We start from the raw sequence: 17,235 nt of genomic DNA, 5'->3' as shown, positions 1-17,235 counted from the left end.
ATGAAGCTGGACTCGATGTACCAGGAAGTCATCCTGGACCACTACAAGAACCCGCACGGGCGTGGTCTTCGGGATGGCGACGCCGAGGTGCACCACGTGAACCCGACGTGCGGCGACGAGATCACCCTCCGAGTGAAGTACGACGGCACGACGGTCAAGGACGTCTCCTACGAGGGCCAGGGCTGCTCCATCAGCCAGGCCTCGGCGTCCGTGCTGAACGAACTCCTGGTCGGCAAGGAGCTGGCCGAGGCACAGAAGATCCAGGAGACCTTCCTGGAGCTGATGCAGTCCAAGGGCAGGATCGAGCCCGACGAGGCGATGGAGGAGGTCCTGGAGGACGCGGTCGCGTTCGCCGGGGTGTCCAAGTACCCGGCCCGGGTCAAGTGCGCCCTGCTCAGCTGGATGGCCTGGAAGGACGCGACGGCCCAGGCGCTGGACGGCGCCGACGCCGAAAGGAAGACCGCATGAGCGAGACCGTGGAGATGAAGCCGGCCTCGGAGGAGGAGCTCCGCGAGGCCCTGATGGACGTCGTCGACCCCGAGCTGGGCATCGACGTCGTCAACCTGGGCCTGATCTACGGCATCCACGTCGACGAGGCGAACATCGCGACCGTCGACATGACCCTGACGTCGGCGGCCTGCCCGCTGACGGACGTCATCGAGGACCAGGCCAAGTCCGCCACCGACGGCCTCGTCAACGAGCTGCGCATCAACTGGGTCTGGATGCCGCCGTGGGGCCCCGACAAGATCACCGACGACGGCCGCGAACAGCTGCGGGCGCTCGGCTTCAACGTCTGAGAGCCACCGGCTGCCGCCGAGCACACGGGAAACGGCGAGGTCCACCCGGACTTCGCCGTTTCCCGTGTGCGGGGCCGTCCGTCCCCGGCCCGTCCGTCCCCGGCCGGAACGCCGTGGGCGGGGCCGACCGGCACGTGAGACGGGTCCGGCACCGGTTGGCCGGTGCGCTCGCCCTCACGTTAGGTTTCCTTCTATGACCGACACGACTGCTCCCCGCACCACCGGCGCCGTGGCCGCCGGACTTGCCACGATCGCCTCCGACGGCACCGTTCTCGACACCTGGTTCCCCGCGCCCGAGCTGACGGACGAGCCCGGTCCGGCCGGTACCGAGCGGCTGTCGGCCGAGCGGGCCGCGGAACTGCTCGGCGGCGGCGCGACCGCGGCGATCGGGCCGGACGCCCGCCGGGGCGTCGAAGTGGTCGCGGTCCGCACGGTCGTCGCCTCGCTCGACGAGAAGCCGATCGACGCGCACGACGTCTACCTGCGCCTGCACCTGCTCTCGCACCGCCTGGTCAAGCCGCACGGCCAGAGCCTGGACGGCATGTTCGGCTTCCTGGCCAACGTCGCCTGGACCTCGCTCGGCCCGGTCGCCGTCGACGACGTCGAAAAGGTGCGCCTCAACGCCCGTGCCGAGGGCCTGCACCTGCAGGTGACCTCCATCGACAAGTTCCCGCGCATGACGGACTACGTCGCCCCCAGGGGCGTCCGCATCGCCGACGCCGACCGGGTCCGCCTCGGCGCGCACCTCGCCGAGGGCACCACCGTGATGCACGAGGGCTTCGTGAACTTCAACGCGGGCACCCTCGGCACCTCCATGGTCGAGGGCCGCATCTCCGCGGGCGTCGTGGTCGGCGACGGCTCGGACATCGGCGGCGGCGCCTCCACGATGGGCACGCTCTCCGGCGGCGGCAACGTGATCATCTCCATCGGCGAGCGCTGCCTGGTCGGCGCCGAGGCGGGCGTGGGCATCGCCCTCGGCGACGAGTGTGTCGTCGAGGCCGGCCTCTACGTCACCGCCGGCACCCGGGTGACCATGCCCGACGGCCAGATCGTCAAGGCCCGCGAGCTCTCCGGTGCCTCCAACATCCTCTTCCGCCGCAACTCGGTCACCGGCGCGGTCGAGGCCCGCCCGAACAACGCGGTCTGGGGCGGCCTGAACGAGATCCTGCACAGCCACAACTGACCACCGGCGGCCGTGACCTGCGGCCGCCTCATCGATCGACGTCCTGACCTGCTGCCGAGCTGTCGGCAGTCGTCGGCGTCGGTCGTCGCTGAGCGCCCTTCCACGGCCCGAGGACGGCCCGGGAGGGCGCCTTGCGTGTCCGGCGCCGTACGGTCGTTGCACGGCCACGTGGGGGAACAGCTCCACCTGCCCCACCCGCTCGGGACGTCCCACGCCCGGGGAGCCCACGACACACGGCAGGTCGGGCTGGGTGTCACACAGCTCGGCCAGGACCCGGCGTGTTCCAGCATCGCGGAGACCGCCGGCGGAAGGCCGAACACCGTCGCGTGCGGAGTGGCGAACACCCGATGTCCGCGCCGCGGCAGCTGGGACCTCAGCTCACCCGAAGCGGCGATGCGCCGTCGTGCCGGTGCCCGTTACGGCTTCAGGGAGTTGGCGAACTCCGCAAGCGTCGCGAAGTCCGGCTGCCGCAGTCCGGCCTCCGCGTCGACGAGGTGCAGCAGCGCCGGCCCGGGATGCTCGGCGGCCACGTAGGCCGTGTCCGCGGGGCTCTGCTCGTCGTCCACCCAGGCGAAGGGGCGCCCGGCGGCGTACGCCACGATCGCCTCGGTCTTCCAGTGCACCGCGTCGGGCCGGACGGCGAACAGGCCCGTGCCGAAGTCGACGTACGGCAGCTCGGGCAGGCCGACGACCGGGCCGATCCAGCGGTTCGCCGAGTCCATCCACGTGGTGGCCCAGCACAGCTCGTAGCCGAGCGCCAGCAGCGCCGGGCCGTGCGAGGGGTTCAGCCGGACCCGCAGCGCCCGGCCCGGGTGCAGGGCCACCGTGATGGTCGTATAGCCCTCGGGCTGCTCCGGCTGGGCCGCCCACGGGTTGAGGGGGCCGTCGACGTCGAGGAACAGCAGTGGGCGGCTCACGGGGCCACCGTACGACACCGGGGCAGGAGGCCGGCGGACCATCCGCGGTCCGCGGTCCGGCGGCCTCCTACTCCGCCACCGGCCGTTCGGCCGCCGGCACCGGCACCGGTTCGGCCGCCGTCACCACCGGTTCGGCCGCCGTCACCGGGCGCTCGTCCGCGGTGACCGGCCCTTGGGCCGTCGTCAGCCGTTCGTACGCCGTCACCAGCCTGTCGACCGTCTCCGGGCCGGCGGCCCGCAGCGGCGCGCGCACCGGGCCCGCGGGCAGCCCGAGCGCGCCGAGCAGGCCCTTGACGGTGACCGTGCCGGGCAGGCCGGCAGACATGATCAACTCGATGAGTTCGGTGGCCTGTTGCTGCAGCCGGGCCGCCCGTGTGGTGTCACCCGCGTCGAACGCGTCCAGAACGGCGCGGAGTTGGCGTGGCGTGGCGTTGGCGACCGTGCTGACGTATCCGGCGCCGCCGACGGCGTACAGGGCGAGGTTGTGCTCGTCGCAGCCCGCGTAGAACGCCAACTCCGTGCGGGCCAGCAGCTTCTGGACGCCGAGGAAGTCGTAGGAACAGTCCTTGACCGCGACGACGCGCGGGTGTTCGGCCAGCCGGAGCATGGTGTCCGGCTCGATGCGGGTGCCGGTGCGGCCGGGGATGTCGTACAGCACGACCGGCACCGCGGAGGCGTCCGCGACCTCGTGGAAGTGCGCCTCGACGGCGTCCTGCGGCGGCCTGCTGTAGTACGGCGTCACCACCAGTACCGCGTCGGCGCCCGCCTTCCCGGCCGCCAGCGCCAGCTCGACGGTGTGCCGGGTGTCCGCGGTACCCACGCCCGCGACGATCGAGGCGCGGTCCCCGACCGCCTCGCGCACCGCCCGGACGAGGGCCGCCTTCTCGCCGTCCGTCGTGGTCGGGGACTCGCCCGTCGTTCCGCTGAGCACAAGACCGTCGCACCCCTCGGCCACCAGCCGGGCGGCGAGCCGCTGGGCGCCGTCCAGGTCGAGCGTGCCCGACGTGGTGAAGGGCGTGATCATGGCGCACAGGGCGCGGCCGAAGGGAGGATCTGGGGTCGCTGCGATCGTCATGGGGGTAGTGTCGGCAGCCCGATCGTGAAGCACCACTTAATTCTTCTACGCGATATTGATAAGCATCGCTGGATAGATGGTCCCCTGTCCAAAATGGCCCGTCATGGGTCACCATGGCAGGAGGTCACCGACGGGCAGGTCATGGGAGGCGTCATGAAGCTCGGCAAGGCACTGGCCACCGGAGTCGCTCAGGAGCGGCCGCGGGCCGCCGGCGAGGAGCTGGAACTTCCAGAGGACATCCAGCAGATCCAGCAGATCCGGCAGCCGGAGCCGCAGGCTGCCGCGCCCGAAGAGGTCCCGGCCGCCCGATGAGGCTGCGGCTGCCCGCGGAACGCCCGACGGAGCCGCCGACCGGATACAAGATCGCCCACCCGGTGCTGTCCAGGGACGGCACCCGGGCCCACTTCACCGGTGTGTCGCTCGGCGGCGCGCTGCCGTACGGCGTCGTCGCCGACGCGGCCTGCGTCTACGGCCGCCGGCACCGGCCGCCCGTGCGCCTGTGCGACTGCGGCTTCCACTGCGTGCACGAACGCGCGGCCGCCGAGGCGCTGCTGTGCACGGCCGAGCACCGGGCGGCCGTACTGCTGGAGGTCTCCGTCCTCGGCGCCTACATCCGTTTCGAGCGCGGCTTCCGCTACGCCCGCCAGCGGGTGCGCGAGGCAATCGTGGGGCCGTGCGCCTGTGGCGCGCCCGCCGGCGCGCTGGCCGACGCCGGCTGGGGCAGACCGGGCTGGTACGCCCTGGCCGCCGCGTGCGCGGGCTGTGCGCGGGGCCGTACTTCGCTGACCCTCGCCGGTTTCGCCCGGCTGGCCGGGGACGGGCTGCGCGTCGTGGCCGGCGGCGGCCTCCCGGGTCCGGCCGGGAGTCCGGCTGCCGGATCGGCTGCCGGATCGGCGGTGCCCGGCGGGTTTGCGGGGCCGGGCGGGCCCGAAGGGCTCGGGGTTCCGGAACTCGTCGCCGAGGCCGCACTGTTGCAGGCGCGGCTCGACTGGTTCCAGACGCAGCTGGGCCGGCTCGGCGAGCGGGGGCCTGGCGGCGCGGGCCAGGGGTAGCGGAGGCACCAGGGGGGTACCCGGGGGTTCCGGACCGAGAGGAGGCGGGACACCGTGACCGGGACCATCGATGCCAGGCCTGTGCGCGACGAGCACCACCCGGTGGTCGGCCACTCGGCGGGCGTCCGTTCGGTGGGCGACCGTTCGGTGGGCGAACTCGTCCAGCAGGCGACCGAACAGCTCTCCCAGCTCGCACGGCAGGAAATGAGCCTCGCCCGGGTCGAGCTGGCCCAGAAGGGGCGGCGCATGAGCCGCGGCGGCGAGCTGCTCGGCGCCGCCGGCGCCATCGGCTATGTCGGGCTGATCGCGCTGGCGGGCACGGCCGTCGCCGCGATCGCGCTGGCGCTGCCCGTGTGGGCCTCGGCGCTCATCGTGACGGCCGTGCTGTTCGCGGTCGCGGGTGTGCTGGCGCTGGCCGGCCGCGCCCAGCTGCGGCGCGCCGCACCGCCCACACCGGAGGAGACGCTCGGCAGCGTCAAGGCGGATGTCGAGGAAATCAGGGAAAGGGCGCACCACCGATGACGGACATGACGCACGGGGCGGACGGGGGGCCGGAGCGGGCCACCGGCGCGAAGGGCCCCGACGAGCTCAGGCAGCAGATAGCACAGACCAGGAGTCAACTGGGCGACACTGTGGAGGAGTTGGCCGCGAAGGCCGATGTGAAGGGCCGGGCCAGGGCCCGCGCGGCCGACCTGCGGGACAAGGCCGGCGCGATGACGGTCCAGTTGCGCAGCACCGCCGCGCAGGCCGGGCACCGGGTCCAGGAAACGGCGACCCAGGCCGGGCACCGGGCCCAGGAGAAGGCGGTGCACGCCGGGCACCTGGCCCAGGAGCGGGCGAGCCATGCCGGCCACACGGTCCAGGAAAGGGCGGTACAGGCGGGCCACACGGTCCAGGAGCGGGCGGTACAGGCGGGCCACACGGTCGAGCACTCCGTCCCGCGGAGCATGGAGTCCGCGGTGCAGGCGTGCCGCCGCAACCCGCGGCCGCTGATGATCGCGGGCGCGGCGGGCGCGACTCTCGTGACGGCGGTGCTGCTGCTGCGCCACTACCGGCACCACTGACGGCCGCCTGCCCATCCGGCCGCCCCACACGTATCGGCCGAGGCCGCCCCCGCCCCACCGGCGGGGGCGGCCTCGTGCCGCCGCCGGGCAGCGCCGCCCCCGGCCCGCCGGCGACCTGCCGGCTCACCACGTCCACACCGGCACCCCGTCCTGAACTGCGCCGAATGGGAGAGCGCCCAGGCGCACCAGGCGCACCAGGTCCGTGCCGCACCCGGTGCGGCACCGGTCCCGGCACCCGCCCAGGTGCCCGGTCCGGTGTCCCTCCCGGCGTCCCTCCCGCGTCCGTCCCGCGTCCCTCCCGCGTCCGTCCCGTCATCCCGAGCAGGCCGTACGCTGCGCCTCCTGCCACTCGCAGACGGGGCACAGGGTGATCCCCTTGTACGACTCCGGGTACTCCGTCGGCTCCCGGCACAGCACGCACTCCGCGTACGGCGGCCCGCCGGCCCTGGGCGGCCCGGCCGCGTCGATCAGGCAGTAGTCGATGGAGCCGTCGTCACTCATGACTTCAGGGTAGGACGGCCGGACGGTCAGGAGCGGCCGGTCGCGGCGCCGATCAGGTCGGACACCTTCACGAAGCGGTAGCCCTTCTTGCGCAGCTCCGGCACGACCGCCCGCACCACCCGCTCGGTCGTCGGGGCGGCGCTGCGGGTGCAGTGCATGACCACGACCGAGCCCGGCTTCACCCCGTCCAGCACCTGCCGCGCCACCGCGTCCGCGTCCGACGCGAAGGCGTCGCCGCTCACCACGTCCCACTGGACGGCGGTGACGCCGAGACCGCTGAGCGCCCGCAGCGCCTGCTTGTCGTAGCAGCCGCCGGGGAAGCGGAAGTACGGCATGGCGTGCGCCACGCCCGCCTTGCGGAACGCCGTGTACGCGCGCTCCACGTCCGAGCGCATCCGGTCGGCGGAGACCGTCGGCAGTCCGTAGCAGTCCCCGGTGAAGGCGTAATGGCTGTAGGAGTGGTTGGCGAGCTCGAAGAGGGGGTCGTGGCCGATGGACCGGGCCTCGTCCGGGTACTCCTCGGCCCAGCGGCCCGTCATGAACACCGTGGCCGGCACCTTCAGCGCGCGCAGCGCGGCGATGAGCGCCGGGTTGTCGAAGTGCTCGCCCGCCGCCGCGCGCGGTCCCTGGTCGGCGGTCATGTCGGCGTCGAAGGTGAAGGCGACCGTCTTCCCCTTGGTTCGCGGGCCGTTGGTGAAGACGGGGGTCAGGCCGCCGGGGCCGGACGTGAGGGTCGGCGGCCGGGAGGGCGCCGCGGTGCTCGCGGTGGCGGCGGGGGACTTCGAGGGGGCCGGTCGTCCGGCCTGGGGGGCCTGGGCGGTGCCGCAGGCTGCGAGGGCGGTGGCGAGGGCGGCGCTCAGGGCGCAGGTGGCCGTAATTCGTCGTACAAGTCGGATCACCGGACGAAAGTAGGACGCCTGCCGGTCATATGAACGGCAGCGCGGCCGTGCGATCACCCGCGCGGTGGTCCCCGGTCGCCGGGATCACCCGCCCGAGGGCACCGGTCCTGCAGTCCTGCTGCCGGGTGCTCAGCGGTTCAGCGGGCGAGGACGGGTGCTCAGAGGCCGAAACGGCCGGTGAGGGTACCGACGGCCAGTGCGTGGCCGGTCAGGGCGTGGCGCACGTCGCCGGCCGTGGACCGGGGGCCGAGGCCGAGGTGCCGGTCGGCGGCGTAGACCGTGAAGACGTAGTGGTGCGGTGTGCCGTGGGGCGGGCAGGGGCCGCTGTAGCCCTTCTTCGTGAAGCTGTTGCGCCCCTCGGCGGCCCCTGGGGGTGCCGTGCCCGCGTCCAGGTGCGTGGTGTGCGGGTCTATGTCCCACACCAGCCAGTGCGTGTACGTGCCGTGCGGTGCGTCGGGGTCCTCGACCAGCAGGGCGAGGCCGGCGGTGTGCGCCGGGATCCGGGAGAACGTCAGCGGCGGCGAGACGTTCTCGCCCGCGCACGTGTAGCGGCGGGGGATGGTGCGGCCGTCGGCGAAGGCCGGGCTCGAGACGGTCATCCGCCGTGCGGCGGTGGGCGTGGGGCCGGCCGGATCGCCTCCGCCGCCCCCGCAGGCCGAGACCAGCGCCAGCGTCAGCGCCGCGCCGCCCAACACACCCCTGCTCCGCATGCCCGGCACGCTATCCGCGCCCCGCACCGACCGCTACCGCACGGCGACGACCGACCGGCTCCCGGCGCCCCCGGCGCGGGGCACGGGCGTGTGGGCGGGCTGCTCTGCTGGTGCGGGTCGGGGTCGGGTCGTAGCGGGGCGGGTCGTAGCGGGGGCAGAGGGGGGCAAGGGCAGAGGCAGTGGCGGGGGCGGAGGCCGAGGAGTCACTCCTCGGTGGACTGGGTGACGGGGTCGGAGGCGACCGCGTCGGCCGTGGATCTGACGGGGGTGGTGGCGGCATCGCCGGGGGTGAACCCGTTCGCCTCGGGGCCGGTGGCGGCGCGGTCGGTGGCCTGCTCGACCTCCCGGGGCGCATCGGTGTCGCGGGCGGCCGGCCGCCGTGGCTCCGGTTCCGGCTGCTGCGGGGCCCGCTCCAGGAAGCGCAGGAGCTCTACGGGGAAGGGCAGGACGAGCGTGGAGTTCTTCTCGGCGGCGACCGCGACCACGGTCTGGAGCAGCCGCAGTTGCAGGGCCGCCGGTGTGGCCGCCATCTGCTGGGCGGCCTCGGCCAGCTTCTTCGATGCCTGGAACTCCGCGTCCGCGTTGATGATGCGGGCGCGCCGCTCCCGGTCGGCCTCGGCCTGCCGGGCCATGGACCGCTTCATCGACTCGGGCAGGGAGACGTCCTTGATCTCGACGCGGTCGATCTGCACGCCCCATCCCACGGCCGGGCTGTCGATCATCAGCTCCAGGCCCTGGTTGAGCTTCTCGCGGTTGGACAGCAGGTCGTCGAGGTCGCTCTTGCCGATGATCGAGCGCAGCGACGTCTGGGCCATCTGCGAGACGGCGAACTTGTAGTCCTCGACGCGGATGAGCGCGTTCGCCGCGTCGACCACCTTGAAATAGACGACGGCGTCCACGCGCACCGTCACGTTGTCCCGGGTGATGCCCTCCTGGGCGGGGATCGGCAGCGTGACGATCTGCATGTTGATCTTGTACATCCGGTCCACGAACGGCACGATCAACGCCAGACCGGGCGCGCGCGCCTCGCCGGCCAGCCGGCCGAGCCGGAACACGATTCCGCGCTCGTACTGCTTGACGACCCGCACCGCGGCGGCGAGGTACACGAGCCCCACACAGCCCGCGGCGATCACTGTGGTCACTACTTCCTGCACCATGACGACGACTCCTATACCAGCCGTCCGTGCCCCATATGGGTTTGATGCAACGATATGCCCGGTACGGGATCGCGGTCGAGCGACCGGGACCGAGTCACCGTGGCCGGGCGACCGGGGGCGGGCCCTGGACCGGCAGCGCTGTCGGTCACGCCGTGGGGTCACGCCATCGGCTTGGTGACCCTCACCGGTTCGGTGCCGGCGGCGCTGTGGCGCTCCGCCCAGTTCTCCAGCGCCGTACGGCAGGCGTGGTCGAGATGGTGCAGCCCGGCCAGGTCCAGCTCCACGGGCCGGTCCTGGGGCAGCGCCTCCAGGCTGTCCAGGATCCGTGGCAGCCGCAGGAAGGTCGCGTTGCCCGACAGATTCGCCCGTACCGGGCCCGCTCCCTTGTCGACCACCTCCAGCTTCACGTGCGAGGCCTCCCAGGCGGTCTTGGCCACCGACAGGGCCAGGCCGATCAGCACGCCCTCGAACATGTTCACCGCGACGATGGACACGGCCGTGACCACCAGGATCAGCGCCTCGCCCCGGTATGTGCGCCACAGCGACGCCACCTGGCGGAAGGGGATCAGCTTCCAGCCGGCGTGCACGAGGATGCCGGCGAGGGCCGGCAGGGGTATGAGCGCCAGCGCGGACGGCAGCAGCGCGGCGAACAGCAGCAGCCACACGCCGTGCAGCACTCGCGAGGCCTTGGTGCGGGCGCCGGCGTGGACATTGGCGGAGCTGCGCACGATCACCGCGGTCATCGGCAGCGCGCCGACCAGACCGCACACCGCGTTGCCCGCGCCCTGGGCCATCAGCTCCTTGTCGTACCGCGTGCGCGGGCCGTCGTGCAGCCGGTCCACGGCCGCCGCGCTGAACAGGCTCTCCGCCGAGGCGATGAGCGTGAAGGCGAGGATCGTGCCGTAGACCGCCGGGTTCGCCAGCTTGCCGAGGGCGTCCGTGCCGGGCGGCTGGATCGCGCCGAGCAGGCCCTGTACCTCCACCGTGGCGACCGGCAGACCGAGGGCGAGGGAGGCCAGGGTCGCCAGCAGTACCGCGGTGAGCGCCCCCGGTACGGCCCGTACCCGCTTCGGCAGCCGCTTCCACAGCACGAGCACGGCTATGGTGCCCGCGCCGACCCCCAGCGAGACCAGGGCCTCGGTGCTGCCGAGGACGTCGGCGAGCGCCGCCGGCATCCCCGCGATCTTGCCGAGCCCGGACACCGGGGCCCTCAGGCCGGCCGCCGCGTACAGCTGGCCCGCGATGATCACGAGCCCGATGCCGGCCAGCATGCCCTCGACCACCGACACCGAGATCGCCCGGAACCAGCGGCCCAGCCGCAGCGCGCCCATGGCGAGCTGGAGCAGCCCGGTGGCCAGCACCAGCACGCCGAGCGCCGGCAGCCCGAACTGCCGGACGGCCTCGAGGACCAGCACCGTCAGTCCGGCGGCCGGGCCGGACACCTGCAGGCGGCTGCCGGGCAGCAGCCCCGTGACGATGCCGCCGACGATGCCGGTGACCAGGCCGAGTTCGGCCGGGACGCCGGAGGCGACGGCCACGCCGACGCACAGCGGCAGCGCGACCAGGAAGACGACGAGGGAGGCGGCGAAGTCCTGCCTCAGGAACGGGAACCTGGCTGTCGCGGTCGTCATGGCGGCGCTCACAGGGCCGTGAAGGTGTCGGTCTGCGGGCGGTGCGCGAGGACGGCACCGGTGTGCACCTCGTAGTACCAGGCGTGCAGGTTCAGCCGGCCCTCCGCCAGCTTCCCCGCGATGCACGGGTACGAGCGCAGCCGCAGCAGCTGCGCCAGGACGTGCCCCTGGACGCCCTCGGCGACCGCGGGGTCCTCCACGGCGCCCTTGGGCCGGGGGGTGGCACCGGCCAGCCAGTCGCGGACGGCGGGTACGGCGTCGAGGTCGTCGCCACGGACGAGGGCACCGACGGCGCCGCAGTGCGAGTGGCCGCAGACGACGACGTCACGGACGCCGAGCACCTCCACCGCGTACTCGATGGTGGCCGCCTCGCTGGTGGGGTGCTCGGAGGCGTACGGGGGCACGATGTTGCCCGCGGTTCGCAGCTCGAAGAGCTCGCCGGGGCGGGCGCCCGTGATCAGGGCCGGGACGACCCGGGAGTCGGAGCAGGTGATGAACAGGACCTCGGGGGACTGGCCTTCGGCGAGTTCGGCGAACTCCTCAGGGCGCTGTCCGAACGTACGGGCGTTGTCGATGAGGGGCTGCATGTGGTGACCTCCTGGCGCGTCGTGGGGGCGCGTCGGGCTTGCACGACAGTGGTGGGGGGAAGCGCTGTGCCGCGGGGCAGCGCCGCTCGGGCGCTTGGGTGATCGGTCGCTCGGGTGCTGGATGGTTCAGCCGGTCAGCCGTTCAGCCGCCTGTCCGCAGGCGGGGATCGGCGTGGCCGGGCGGCCACGGGAGTGTGGTGCCGCTCGGCAGGGTGTCCCTGTGGCTCAGCAGCGGAAGACCTGGAGCGCGGCCGGGGTGCGGCCGGCCGAGGGTCTCGGAGTGCGCGCGTGCGCGGCACCGGGTGCGGCCGGTTCGCGGGCGGCCTCGGAATCCTGACCCGGCGCGGGGCGCTCGGGCGCCTCGGGGCCGGAGTCGACGCTGCGGTGGCGGTCGCGGTTGTGCAGTGGACCGGTCGGGTTCCCGGTCGGTCCGCAGTCGCGGACCGTGGCGCGCTCATCGCGCGGCATCCCGCCGGAGCGCATGGTTCCGGTCGCGGTCTTGGCCTCGGCCTGACCGAACGTGTGCGCGGATGCGAAGGAAGTGGCCGGTGCGAAGAAGGGGAGGGCCAGCAGGGCGGCGGCGAGGAGTGCGAGTACGGTCCGGGCCGCTGTACCTCGGAACATGCGCCTCCCTCCGTCGACTTCGCGTCTCCAGTGCCGACCAATGGCTGGTCAAGGGCTCGTCAAGAGATACGGTAACCCTGCGAGGTTGTTTGCTGGGTCAACTCCACGTTTCACGGCAAAGAGAGCGTGAAAAATGCGGGTGGGTTGGCGTGAACCGGCCCTTGACCGGGGCGGCGTGCTCAGGTATGTGAGGGGCAGTCAGGGGAGGTGAGGGGAGTGGCGGGGTGGGGAGGTCAGCGGGCCTCGACGAGTCCCTTGGCGTCCCGGGCGAGTGCGGTGAGCCGGGATATCGCGCGGAAGTACTTCTTGCGGTAGCCGCCGTTCAGCATCTCCTGGCTGAACAGCTGGTCGAAGGGCAACCCCGAGGCCAGCACCGGCACTTCACGGTCGTAGAGCCGGTCCGCGAGGACGACGAGCCGCAGTGCCGTCGACTGGTCGGGCACCGGGCGCACGTCGGTCAGGCACACCGCCTTCAGACCGTCGGTCAGGGCGCCGTAGCGGCTGGGGTGGACGCGCGCGAGGTGGTCGAGAAGGTGCGGGAAGTCGTCGAGCGAGGCGCCCTCGGTGGCGTACGCCGTCTTCGTCACCTGCTCGTCGGAGTACGGCGCCGGCGCCTCGGGCAGCCCGCGGTGACGGTAGTCCTCGCCGTCGATGCGCAGCGCGCGGAAGTGCGCGGACAGGCCCTGGATCTCGCGCAGGAAGTCGGCGGCCGCGAACCGGCCCTCGCCGAGCTTGCCCGGCAGCGTGTTGGAGGTGGCGGCGAGCGCCACACCCGCCTCGACGAGCCTGCCGAGCAGGGTGGAAACGAGCACGGTGTCGCCGGGGTCGTCCAGCTCGAACTCGTCGATGCACAGCAGGCGGTGGCCGGAGAGCGTCTCGACCGTCTTCTGGAAGCCCAGGGCGCCGACCAGGTTGGTCAGCTCCACGAACGTGCCGAACGCCTTGCGCTCGGGCTCGGCCGGCGTGGCGTGCCAGAGGGAGGCGAGCAGGTGGGTCTTGCCTACGCCGTAGCCGCCGTCGAGGTAGACCCCGCGGGGGCCGGCCGGGGCCTTGGCGGCCTTGCCCCTGCCCTTGCCGAATCCGAAGAGGCCGCGCCTGCCGGAACCGCCGGCCTGCGCCCCGCCGCCGAGCCCGGCCGCGAAGTCCTCCAGCGACCCCACGGCCCCGGTCTGGCTGGGCTGCTTGGGGTCCGGGAGGTACGTCGCGAAGCGCACCGCGTCGAAGCGCGGCGGCGGCACCATCTCGGCGACCAGCCGGTCCGCGGGGACGTGCGGCTCGCGGGCGCACAGGGACGGCGGGGCCGCGTCGGTCAGGGGGCTGAGCCCGGAGGCGGCTGTGGAGGACGACACGGTTCCCCATGGTAAGCGGCGTGGAACACTGCACCGCATGCGACGCCTGTTCCCTGTGACCGACGAAACAGCAGCCCGGGCCCCGGGCGGGACGCGCGGGGCCGGTGGTGCGAGCGTGCCCGGTGCCCCCGCGCACCGTGAGTGGACCCTCGCCGAGCTGGCCGCCGCCTACGCCTACCCCGAGCGCGGTCCCGGGGGGCGGGAGCCGTGGCTGCGGGCCAACATGGTCGCCACGCTCGACGGGGCCGCCCAGCACGAGGGCCGTTCGCAGCCCATCTCCAGCGCCACCGACATGCGGATCTTCGGCACGCTGCGGGCGCTGTCGGACGTGGTGGTGGTGGGCGCGGAAACGGTACGCCAGGAGGGGTACCGGCCGGCCCGTGCGCGGGAGGAGTTCGCGGCGCTGCGGGCGGCCGCGGGGCAGGGGCCGGCCCCTGCGATCGCGATCGTCACCGCGAGCCTGGACCTGGACTTCTCGCTGCCCCTGTTCACCTCGCCCCTGGTGCCCACCCTGATCCTCACGGGCGCGGCGGCGGCCCCGGACCGGATCGCCACCGCTGAGAAGGCGGGCGCCCGGGTGGTGATCGCCGGCGACGGCATCGGCATCGACCCGGCCCGCGCCGTCCAGGCCCTGGCCGGACTCGGCCACACCCGCCTGCTGACCGAGGGCGGCCCGCGCCTGCTCGGCCAGCTGGTCTCCGCCGGCGTCCTCGACGAGCTGTGCCTGACCATCTCCCCGATGCTCACCGCCGGCGACGCCCAGCGCATCGCCGGCGGCCCCACGATCAAGGTCCCCCAGCACTTCGCCCTGGCCTCCCTCCTGGAGGAGGAAGGCTTCCTCTTCAGCCGTTACCACCGAGCGTGACCGGCACCGCTCTCCCCACCGGCCCCGCGAACCCGGTCCCGCCTTCCGGCTTGGCCCCGTCTGCGAAATCCCCGGCCAGGCGTCCCGTGGGCGACGGCTGCCGTCCTCCTGAAGCCGGGTCTCACCCGTCCCCGGGGCCGGTGGGTCCCCGGCCGGGGATTCGGGGCTCCCTCGTCCCGGGGTCCGGCGGGCGGGTGGACGTACCGGGGTTCGCGGCACCTGCCCGCGAACCGCGGCAACGCGTTCCCCGGGCGACGGCCGACGTCCTGCTGGAGCCGCGGTTCACCCGTCCGTGGCCGGCGTGCCGGTCGACGTCCCTGGGTTCGCGGCGTACCTGCCCGTATTTCCCCGGCCACGCGTCATCTCCCCGGCCACGCGTCATCTCCCCGGCCACGCGTCCCGTGATCCACCGCCGTCGCCCTCCTGGAGCCGCGGCTCACCCATCGGGCCGGTGGGTCCCCGGCCGGAGAACCGCCGGTCCGCGCTTCACCCGTCCCCGGATCGGCGGGCACCCGGCCCGCGATGCGCGGCCCGCCTCCCCGCGACTCACGGCCTGCCTCCCGCGATGCGCGGCCCGCCTCCCCGGGATCCCCGGGGCCACCGCGAATCGTGGCCCGTCCTGCCCGCACGCGGCGGCCACTCGGCCCCGATTCGCGGCCGCTGGGCCCGGGATTCGTGGCTGCCGGGCCCCAGGTTCGTGGCCGGTGGTCCCTGCGTTGCCGGAATTGGTCATTCCGGTTGAGGTGGGGTGGGCACACTAAATCCGGCGATAGCCGTGAGATCACGGGGCAGGATGGTTTCCGCAGGGGCTGGTACGGCCCGCGGAGGTAGTGAGAGGGCCGCGGCCCTCGGAGGAGAAAGGGCGCCTGGTGTTCACAAGCGTATTGATGATCGAGAAGGCCCTGACGTCCGCCGACGTGGAGTTCGTCACCACCTTGCACGGCGAGGAGCCGGTCTTCTTCCATGTGCTGCTCCAGCCGCGCGGCGACCAGGCGGACCGCCTGCTGCGGGCCATCGACGACATCGCGCTCGGCGAACTCGACGAGGCGGCGCGCGAGGGCGAGACCCCCGAGGGCGAGGCCGCGAAGGGCGAGGGCGAGCAGGCCCTGGACGTCTCCCTCAGAGCCCTGCGCGCGGCGGGCAGCGAGGCCGAGGGGCGGCTGGTCGAGGACCACCCGCTGGACGCCCTGAAGGCCCTGGTCGCCGAGACCGATGCCGACGAGGTGATCGTCCTGACCGACCCGCACTACGTGGAGGAGTTCTTCCACCGCGACTGGGCCTCGCGGGCCCGTCACAAGGTCGGCGTACCGGTCCTGAAGCTGTTCTCCCACAGCAAGGCATAGGCTTGGGCGGCGCCCCCGCGCCAGCGGTGCGCGCACCGTCGTACCGCAGCCGTACCACCTGGGAGAAAAGCGCATGGCACCCGGCCTTCCTACCGCCATGGACCGACCGCACTTCATCGGCATCGGCGGCGCCGGGATGTCGGGCATCGCGAAGATCCTCGCGCAGCGCGGCGCCCAGGTGGCGGGCAGCGACGCCAAGGAGTCGGCCACCGCCGGGGCGCTGCGCGCGCTGGGCGCCACGGTGCACATCGGGCACGCGGCCGGGCACCTCGCCGACGACGCCACCTGCGTCGTCGTCTCCTCGGCGATCCGCGCGGACAACCCCGAGCTGGTGCGCGCGGCCGAGCTGGGCATCCCGGTCGTACACCGCTCGGACGCCCTGGCCGCCCTGATGGAGGGCCTGCGCCCGATCGCGGTCGCCGGCACCCACGGCAAGACCACGACCACCTCGATGCTGGCCGTCTCCCTCACCGAGCTGGGCCTGAAGCCCTCGTACGCCATCGGCGGCGACCTGGACGCCCCCGGCTCCAACGCGCTGCACGGCGAGGGCGACATCTTCGTCGCCGAGGCGGACGAATCGGACCGCAGCTTCCACAAGTACGCACCCGAGGTCGCCATCGTCCTCAACGTCGAGCTCGACCACCATGCCAACTACGCCTCGATGGACGAGATCTACGAGTCCTTCCAGGCCTTCGCCGGAAAGATCGTCCCCGGCGGCACGCTGGTGATCTCGGCGGACCACGAGGGCGCGCGGGAGCTGACCCGGCGGCTGGCCGGATCGGTGCGGACCGTGACGTACGGCGACGCGCCCGACGCCGACGTGCGGGTCCTGTCCGTCGTGCCGCAGGGCCTGAAGAGCCAGGTCACCGTCCTGCTGGACGGCACGGAGCTCACCTTCGAGGTCTCCGTCCCCGGCCGCCACTACGCGCACAACGCCGTCGCCGCGCTGGCCGCCGGCGTGGCCCTGGGCGTCCCGGCCGCCGAGCTCGCCCGCGCCCTGGCCGCCTACACCGGTGTCAAGCGGCGCCTGCAGCTCAAGGGCGAGGCGGCCGGTGTCCAGGTGATCGACTCCTACGCCCACCACCCCACCGAGATGACCGCCGATCTGGAGGCGATGCGCGCGGCCGCCGGTGACGCCCGGATCCTGGTCGTCTTCCAGCCGCATCTGTTCTCCCGCACCCAGGAGCTGGCCAAGGAGATGGGCCAGGCACTGGCCCTCGCCGACGCCTCCGTCGTCCTGGACATCTACCCGGCCCGCGAGGACCCGATCCCCGGCGTCACCAGCGAGCTGATCATCGAGGCCGCCCGGGCCGCCGGCGCCGACGTCACCGCGGTCCACGACAAGGCGGAGGTGCCGGACGTGGCCGCGGGAATGGCGAAGGCCGGTGATCTCGTTCTCACCATGGGCGCGGGCGACGTCACCGACCTCGGACCGCGCATCCTGGACCGTTTGCGGAACAACTGAGCGAGGGGCTGAGGGC

General features: G+C 73.2%; 20 protein-coding genes. 10 read left to right on the top strand and 10 right to left on the bottom strand.

The window, feature by feature from the left end; genetic code table 11:
* The 3 genes from sufU to dapD all read left to right on the top strand — a co-directional run bounded on the left by sufU (position 1) and on the right by dapD (position 1,980).
* Positions 1-468, top strand: a complete 468-nt coding sequence (gene sufU / locus ACH4UM_RS08450) for a Fe-S cluster assembly sulfur transfer protein SufU (RefSeq protein WP_398175413.1) — start codon at positions 1-3, stop codon at positions 466-468.
* Positions 465-797 (top strand): metal-sulfur cluster assembly factor, encoded by a 333-nt coding sequence (locus ACH4UM_RS08445; RefSeq protein WP_102928049.1) that lies wholly within the window; start codon positions 465-467, stop codon positions 795-797. The genes sufU and ACH4UM_RS08445 overlap by 4 nt, the downstream gene beginning before the upstream one ends.
* A gap of 193 nt (positions 798-990) precedes the next feature.
* A complete protein-coding gene (gene dapD, locus ACH4UM_RS08440) occupies positions 991-1,980 on the top strand; it encodes a 2,3,4,5-tetrahydropyridine-2,6-dicarboxylate N-succinyltransferase (RefSeq protein WP_398175411.1) in 990 nt (329 codons plus the stop codon).
* 416 nt (positions 1,981-2,396) lie between these two features.
* On the opposite strand, the gene ACH4UM_RS08435 is transcribed toward dapD, so the two are convergent.
* Together ACH4UM_RS08435 and dapA are read right to left on the bottom strand one after the other, a co-directional pair.
* Positions 2,397-2,897, bottom strand: a complete 501-nt coding sequence (locus ACH4UM_RS08435; RefSeq protein WP_398175409.1) for a hypothetical protein — start codon at positions 2,895-2,897, stop codon at positions 2,397-2,399.
* A gap of 67 nt (positions 2,898-2,964) precedes the next feature.
* Positions 2,965-3,972: a 4-hydroxy-tetrahydrodipicolinate synthase gene (gene dapA / locus ACH4UM_RS08430; RefSeq protein ID WP_398175407.1), complete on the bottom strand. Its 1,008-nt coding sequence runs from the start codon at positions 3,970-3,972 to the stop codon at positions 2,965-2,967.
* Between the two features lie 93 nt (positions 3,973-4,065).
* Between dapA and ACH4UM_RS08425 the strand changes: the two genes are divergently transcribed.
* The 4 genes from ACH4UM_RS08425 to ACH4UM_RS08410 are packed head-to-tail and all read left to right on the top strand — an operon-like array spanning position 4,066 to position 6,088.
* On the top strand, positions 4,066-4,284 hold the full coding sequence (locus ACH4UM_RS08425; protein ID WP_398175405.1) for a hypothetical protein: 219 nt from the start codon (positions 4,066-4,068) through the stop codon (positions 4,282-4,284).
* Entirely contained in the window at positions 4,281-5,024 is a 744-nt protein-coding gene (locus ACH4UM_RS08420) for a hypothetical protein (RefSeq protein ID WP_398175403.1), read from the top strand. Before ACH4UM_RS08425 ends, ACH4UM_RS08420 begins: the two co-directional genes overlap by 4 nt.
* A 54-nt stretch (positions 5,025-5,078) precedes the next feature.
* Positions 5,079-5,546 (top strand): phage holin family protein, encoded by a 468-nt coding sequence (locus tag ACH4UM_RS08415; protein ID WP_398175401.1) that lies wholly within the window; start codon positions 5,079-5,081, stop codon positions 5,544-5,546.
* Positions 5,543-6,088 (top strand): DUF3618 domain-containing protein, encoded by a 546-nt coding sequence (locus tag ACH4UM_RS08410; protein WP_398175399.1) that lies wholly within the window; start codon positions 5,543-5,545, stop codon positions 6,086-6,088. Before ACH4UM_RS08415 ends, ACH4UM_RS08410 begins: the two co-directional genes overlap by 4 nt.
* A gap of 312 nt (positions 6,089-6,400) precedes the next feature.
* Here ACH4UM_RS08410 and ACH4UM_RS08405 read toward each other — a convergent pair whose 3' ends face one another.
* The 8 genes from ACH4UM_RS08405 to zapE form a co-directional block, all read right to left on the bottom strand.
* Positions 6,401-6,589 carry a hypothetical protein gene (locus ACH4UM_RS08405; protein ID WP_398175397.1) on the bottom strand — a complete coding sequence of 63 codons (189 nt, stop codon included), beginning with the start codon at positions 6,587-6,589 and terminating at the stop codon, positions 6,401-6,403.
* Positions 6,590-6,615: 26 nt separating this feature from the next.
* Positions 6,616-7,488, bottom strand: coding sequence for a polysaccharide deacetylase family protein (locus ACH4UM_RS08400; RefSeq protein ID WP_398175395.1), 873 nt, complete (start codon positions 7,486-7,488; stop codon positions 6,616-6,618).
* Between the two features lie 158 nt (positions 7,489-7,646).
* Complete coding sequence (locus ACH4UM_RS08395; RefSeq protein ID WP_398175393.1) at positions 7,647-8,198, bottom strand: YbhB/YbcL family Raf kinase inhibitor-like protein; 552 nt, start codon at positions 8,196-8,198, stop codon at positions 7,647-7,649.
* 203 nt (positions 8,199-8,401) lie between these two features.
* Positions 8,402-9,355, bottom strand: a complete 954-nt coding sequence (locus ACH4UM_RS08390) for a slipin family protein (protein WP_398175391.1) — start codon at positions 9,353-9,355, stop codon at positions 8,402-8,404.
* Between the two features lie 158 nt (positions 9,356-9,513).
* On the bottom strand, positions 9,514-10,986 hold the full coding sequence (locus ACH4UM_RS08385; protein WP_398175389.1) for a SulP family inorganic anion transporter: 1,473 nt from the start codon (positions 10,984-10,986) through the stop codon (positions 9,514-9,516).
* A gap of 8 nt (positions 10,987-10,994) precedes the next feature.
* Entirely contained in the window at positions 10,995-11,573 is a 579-nt protein-coding gene (locus ACH4UM_RS08380) for a carbonic anhydrase (RefSeq protein ID WP_398175387.1), read from the bottom strand.
* A 225-nt stretch (positions 11,574-11,798) separates the two neighbouring features.
* Complete coding sequence (locus ACH4UM_RS08375) at positions 11,799-12,197, bottom strand: hypothetical protein (RefSeq protein ID WP_398175385.1); 399 nt, start codon at positions 12,195-12,197, stop codon at positions 11,799-11,801.
* Positions 12,198-12,430: 233 nt separating this feature from the next.
* The gene (gene zapE / locus ACH4UM_RS08370) at positions 12,431-13,546 is read right to left on the bottom strand and encodes a cell division protein ZapE (protein WP_398175383.1); all 1,116 of its coding nucleotides are present in this window, start codon (positions 13,544-13,546) and stop codon (positions 12,431-12,433) included.
* A gap of 37 nt (positions 13,547-13,583) precedes the next feature.
* On the opposite strand from zapE, the gene ACH4UM_RS08365 reads away from it, so the two are divergent.
* The 3 genes from ACH4UM_RS08365 (at position 13,584) to murC (ending at position 17,219) form a co-directional block, all read left to right on the top strand.
* Positions 13,584-14,411, top strand: coding sequence for a pyrimidine reductase family protein (locus tag ACH4UM_RS08365; protein WP_398175381.1), 828 nt, complete (start codon positions 13,584-13,586; stop codon positions 14,409-14,411).
* Positions 14,412-15,280: 869 nt separating this feature from the next.
* Positions 15,281-15,754, top strand: coding sequence for an indole-3-glycerol phosphate synthase (locus tag ACH4UM_RS08360; protein WP_398175379.1), 474 nt, complete (start codon positions 15,281-15,283; stop codon positions 15,752-15,754).
* Positions 15,755-15,827: 73 nt separating this feature from the next.
* Entirely contained in the window at positions 15,828-17,219 is a 1,392-nt protein-coding gene (gene murC, locus ACH4UM_RS08355; protein WP_398175377.1) for a UDP-N-acetylmuramate--L-alanine ligase, read from the top strand.
* The last annotated feature ends 16 nt before the right edge of the window (positions 17,220-17,235 follow it).

Origin of the sequence: Streptomyces sp. NPDC020801 (assembly GCF_044334385.1) — a bacterium.
Classification (GTDB): Bacteria; Actinomycetota; Actinomycetes; order Streptomycetales; family Streptomycetaceae; genus Streptomyces.
This window is presented reverse-complemented; position numbering and strand designations above follow the sequence as displayed.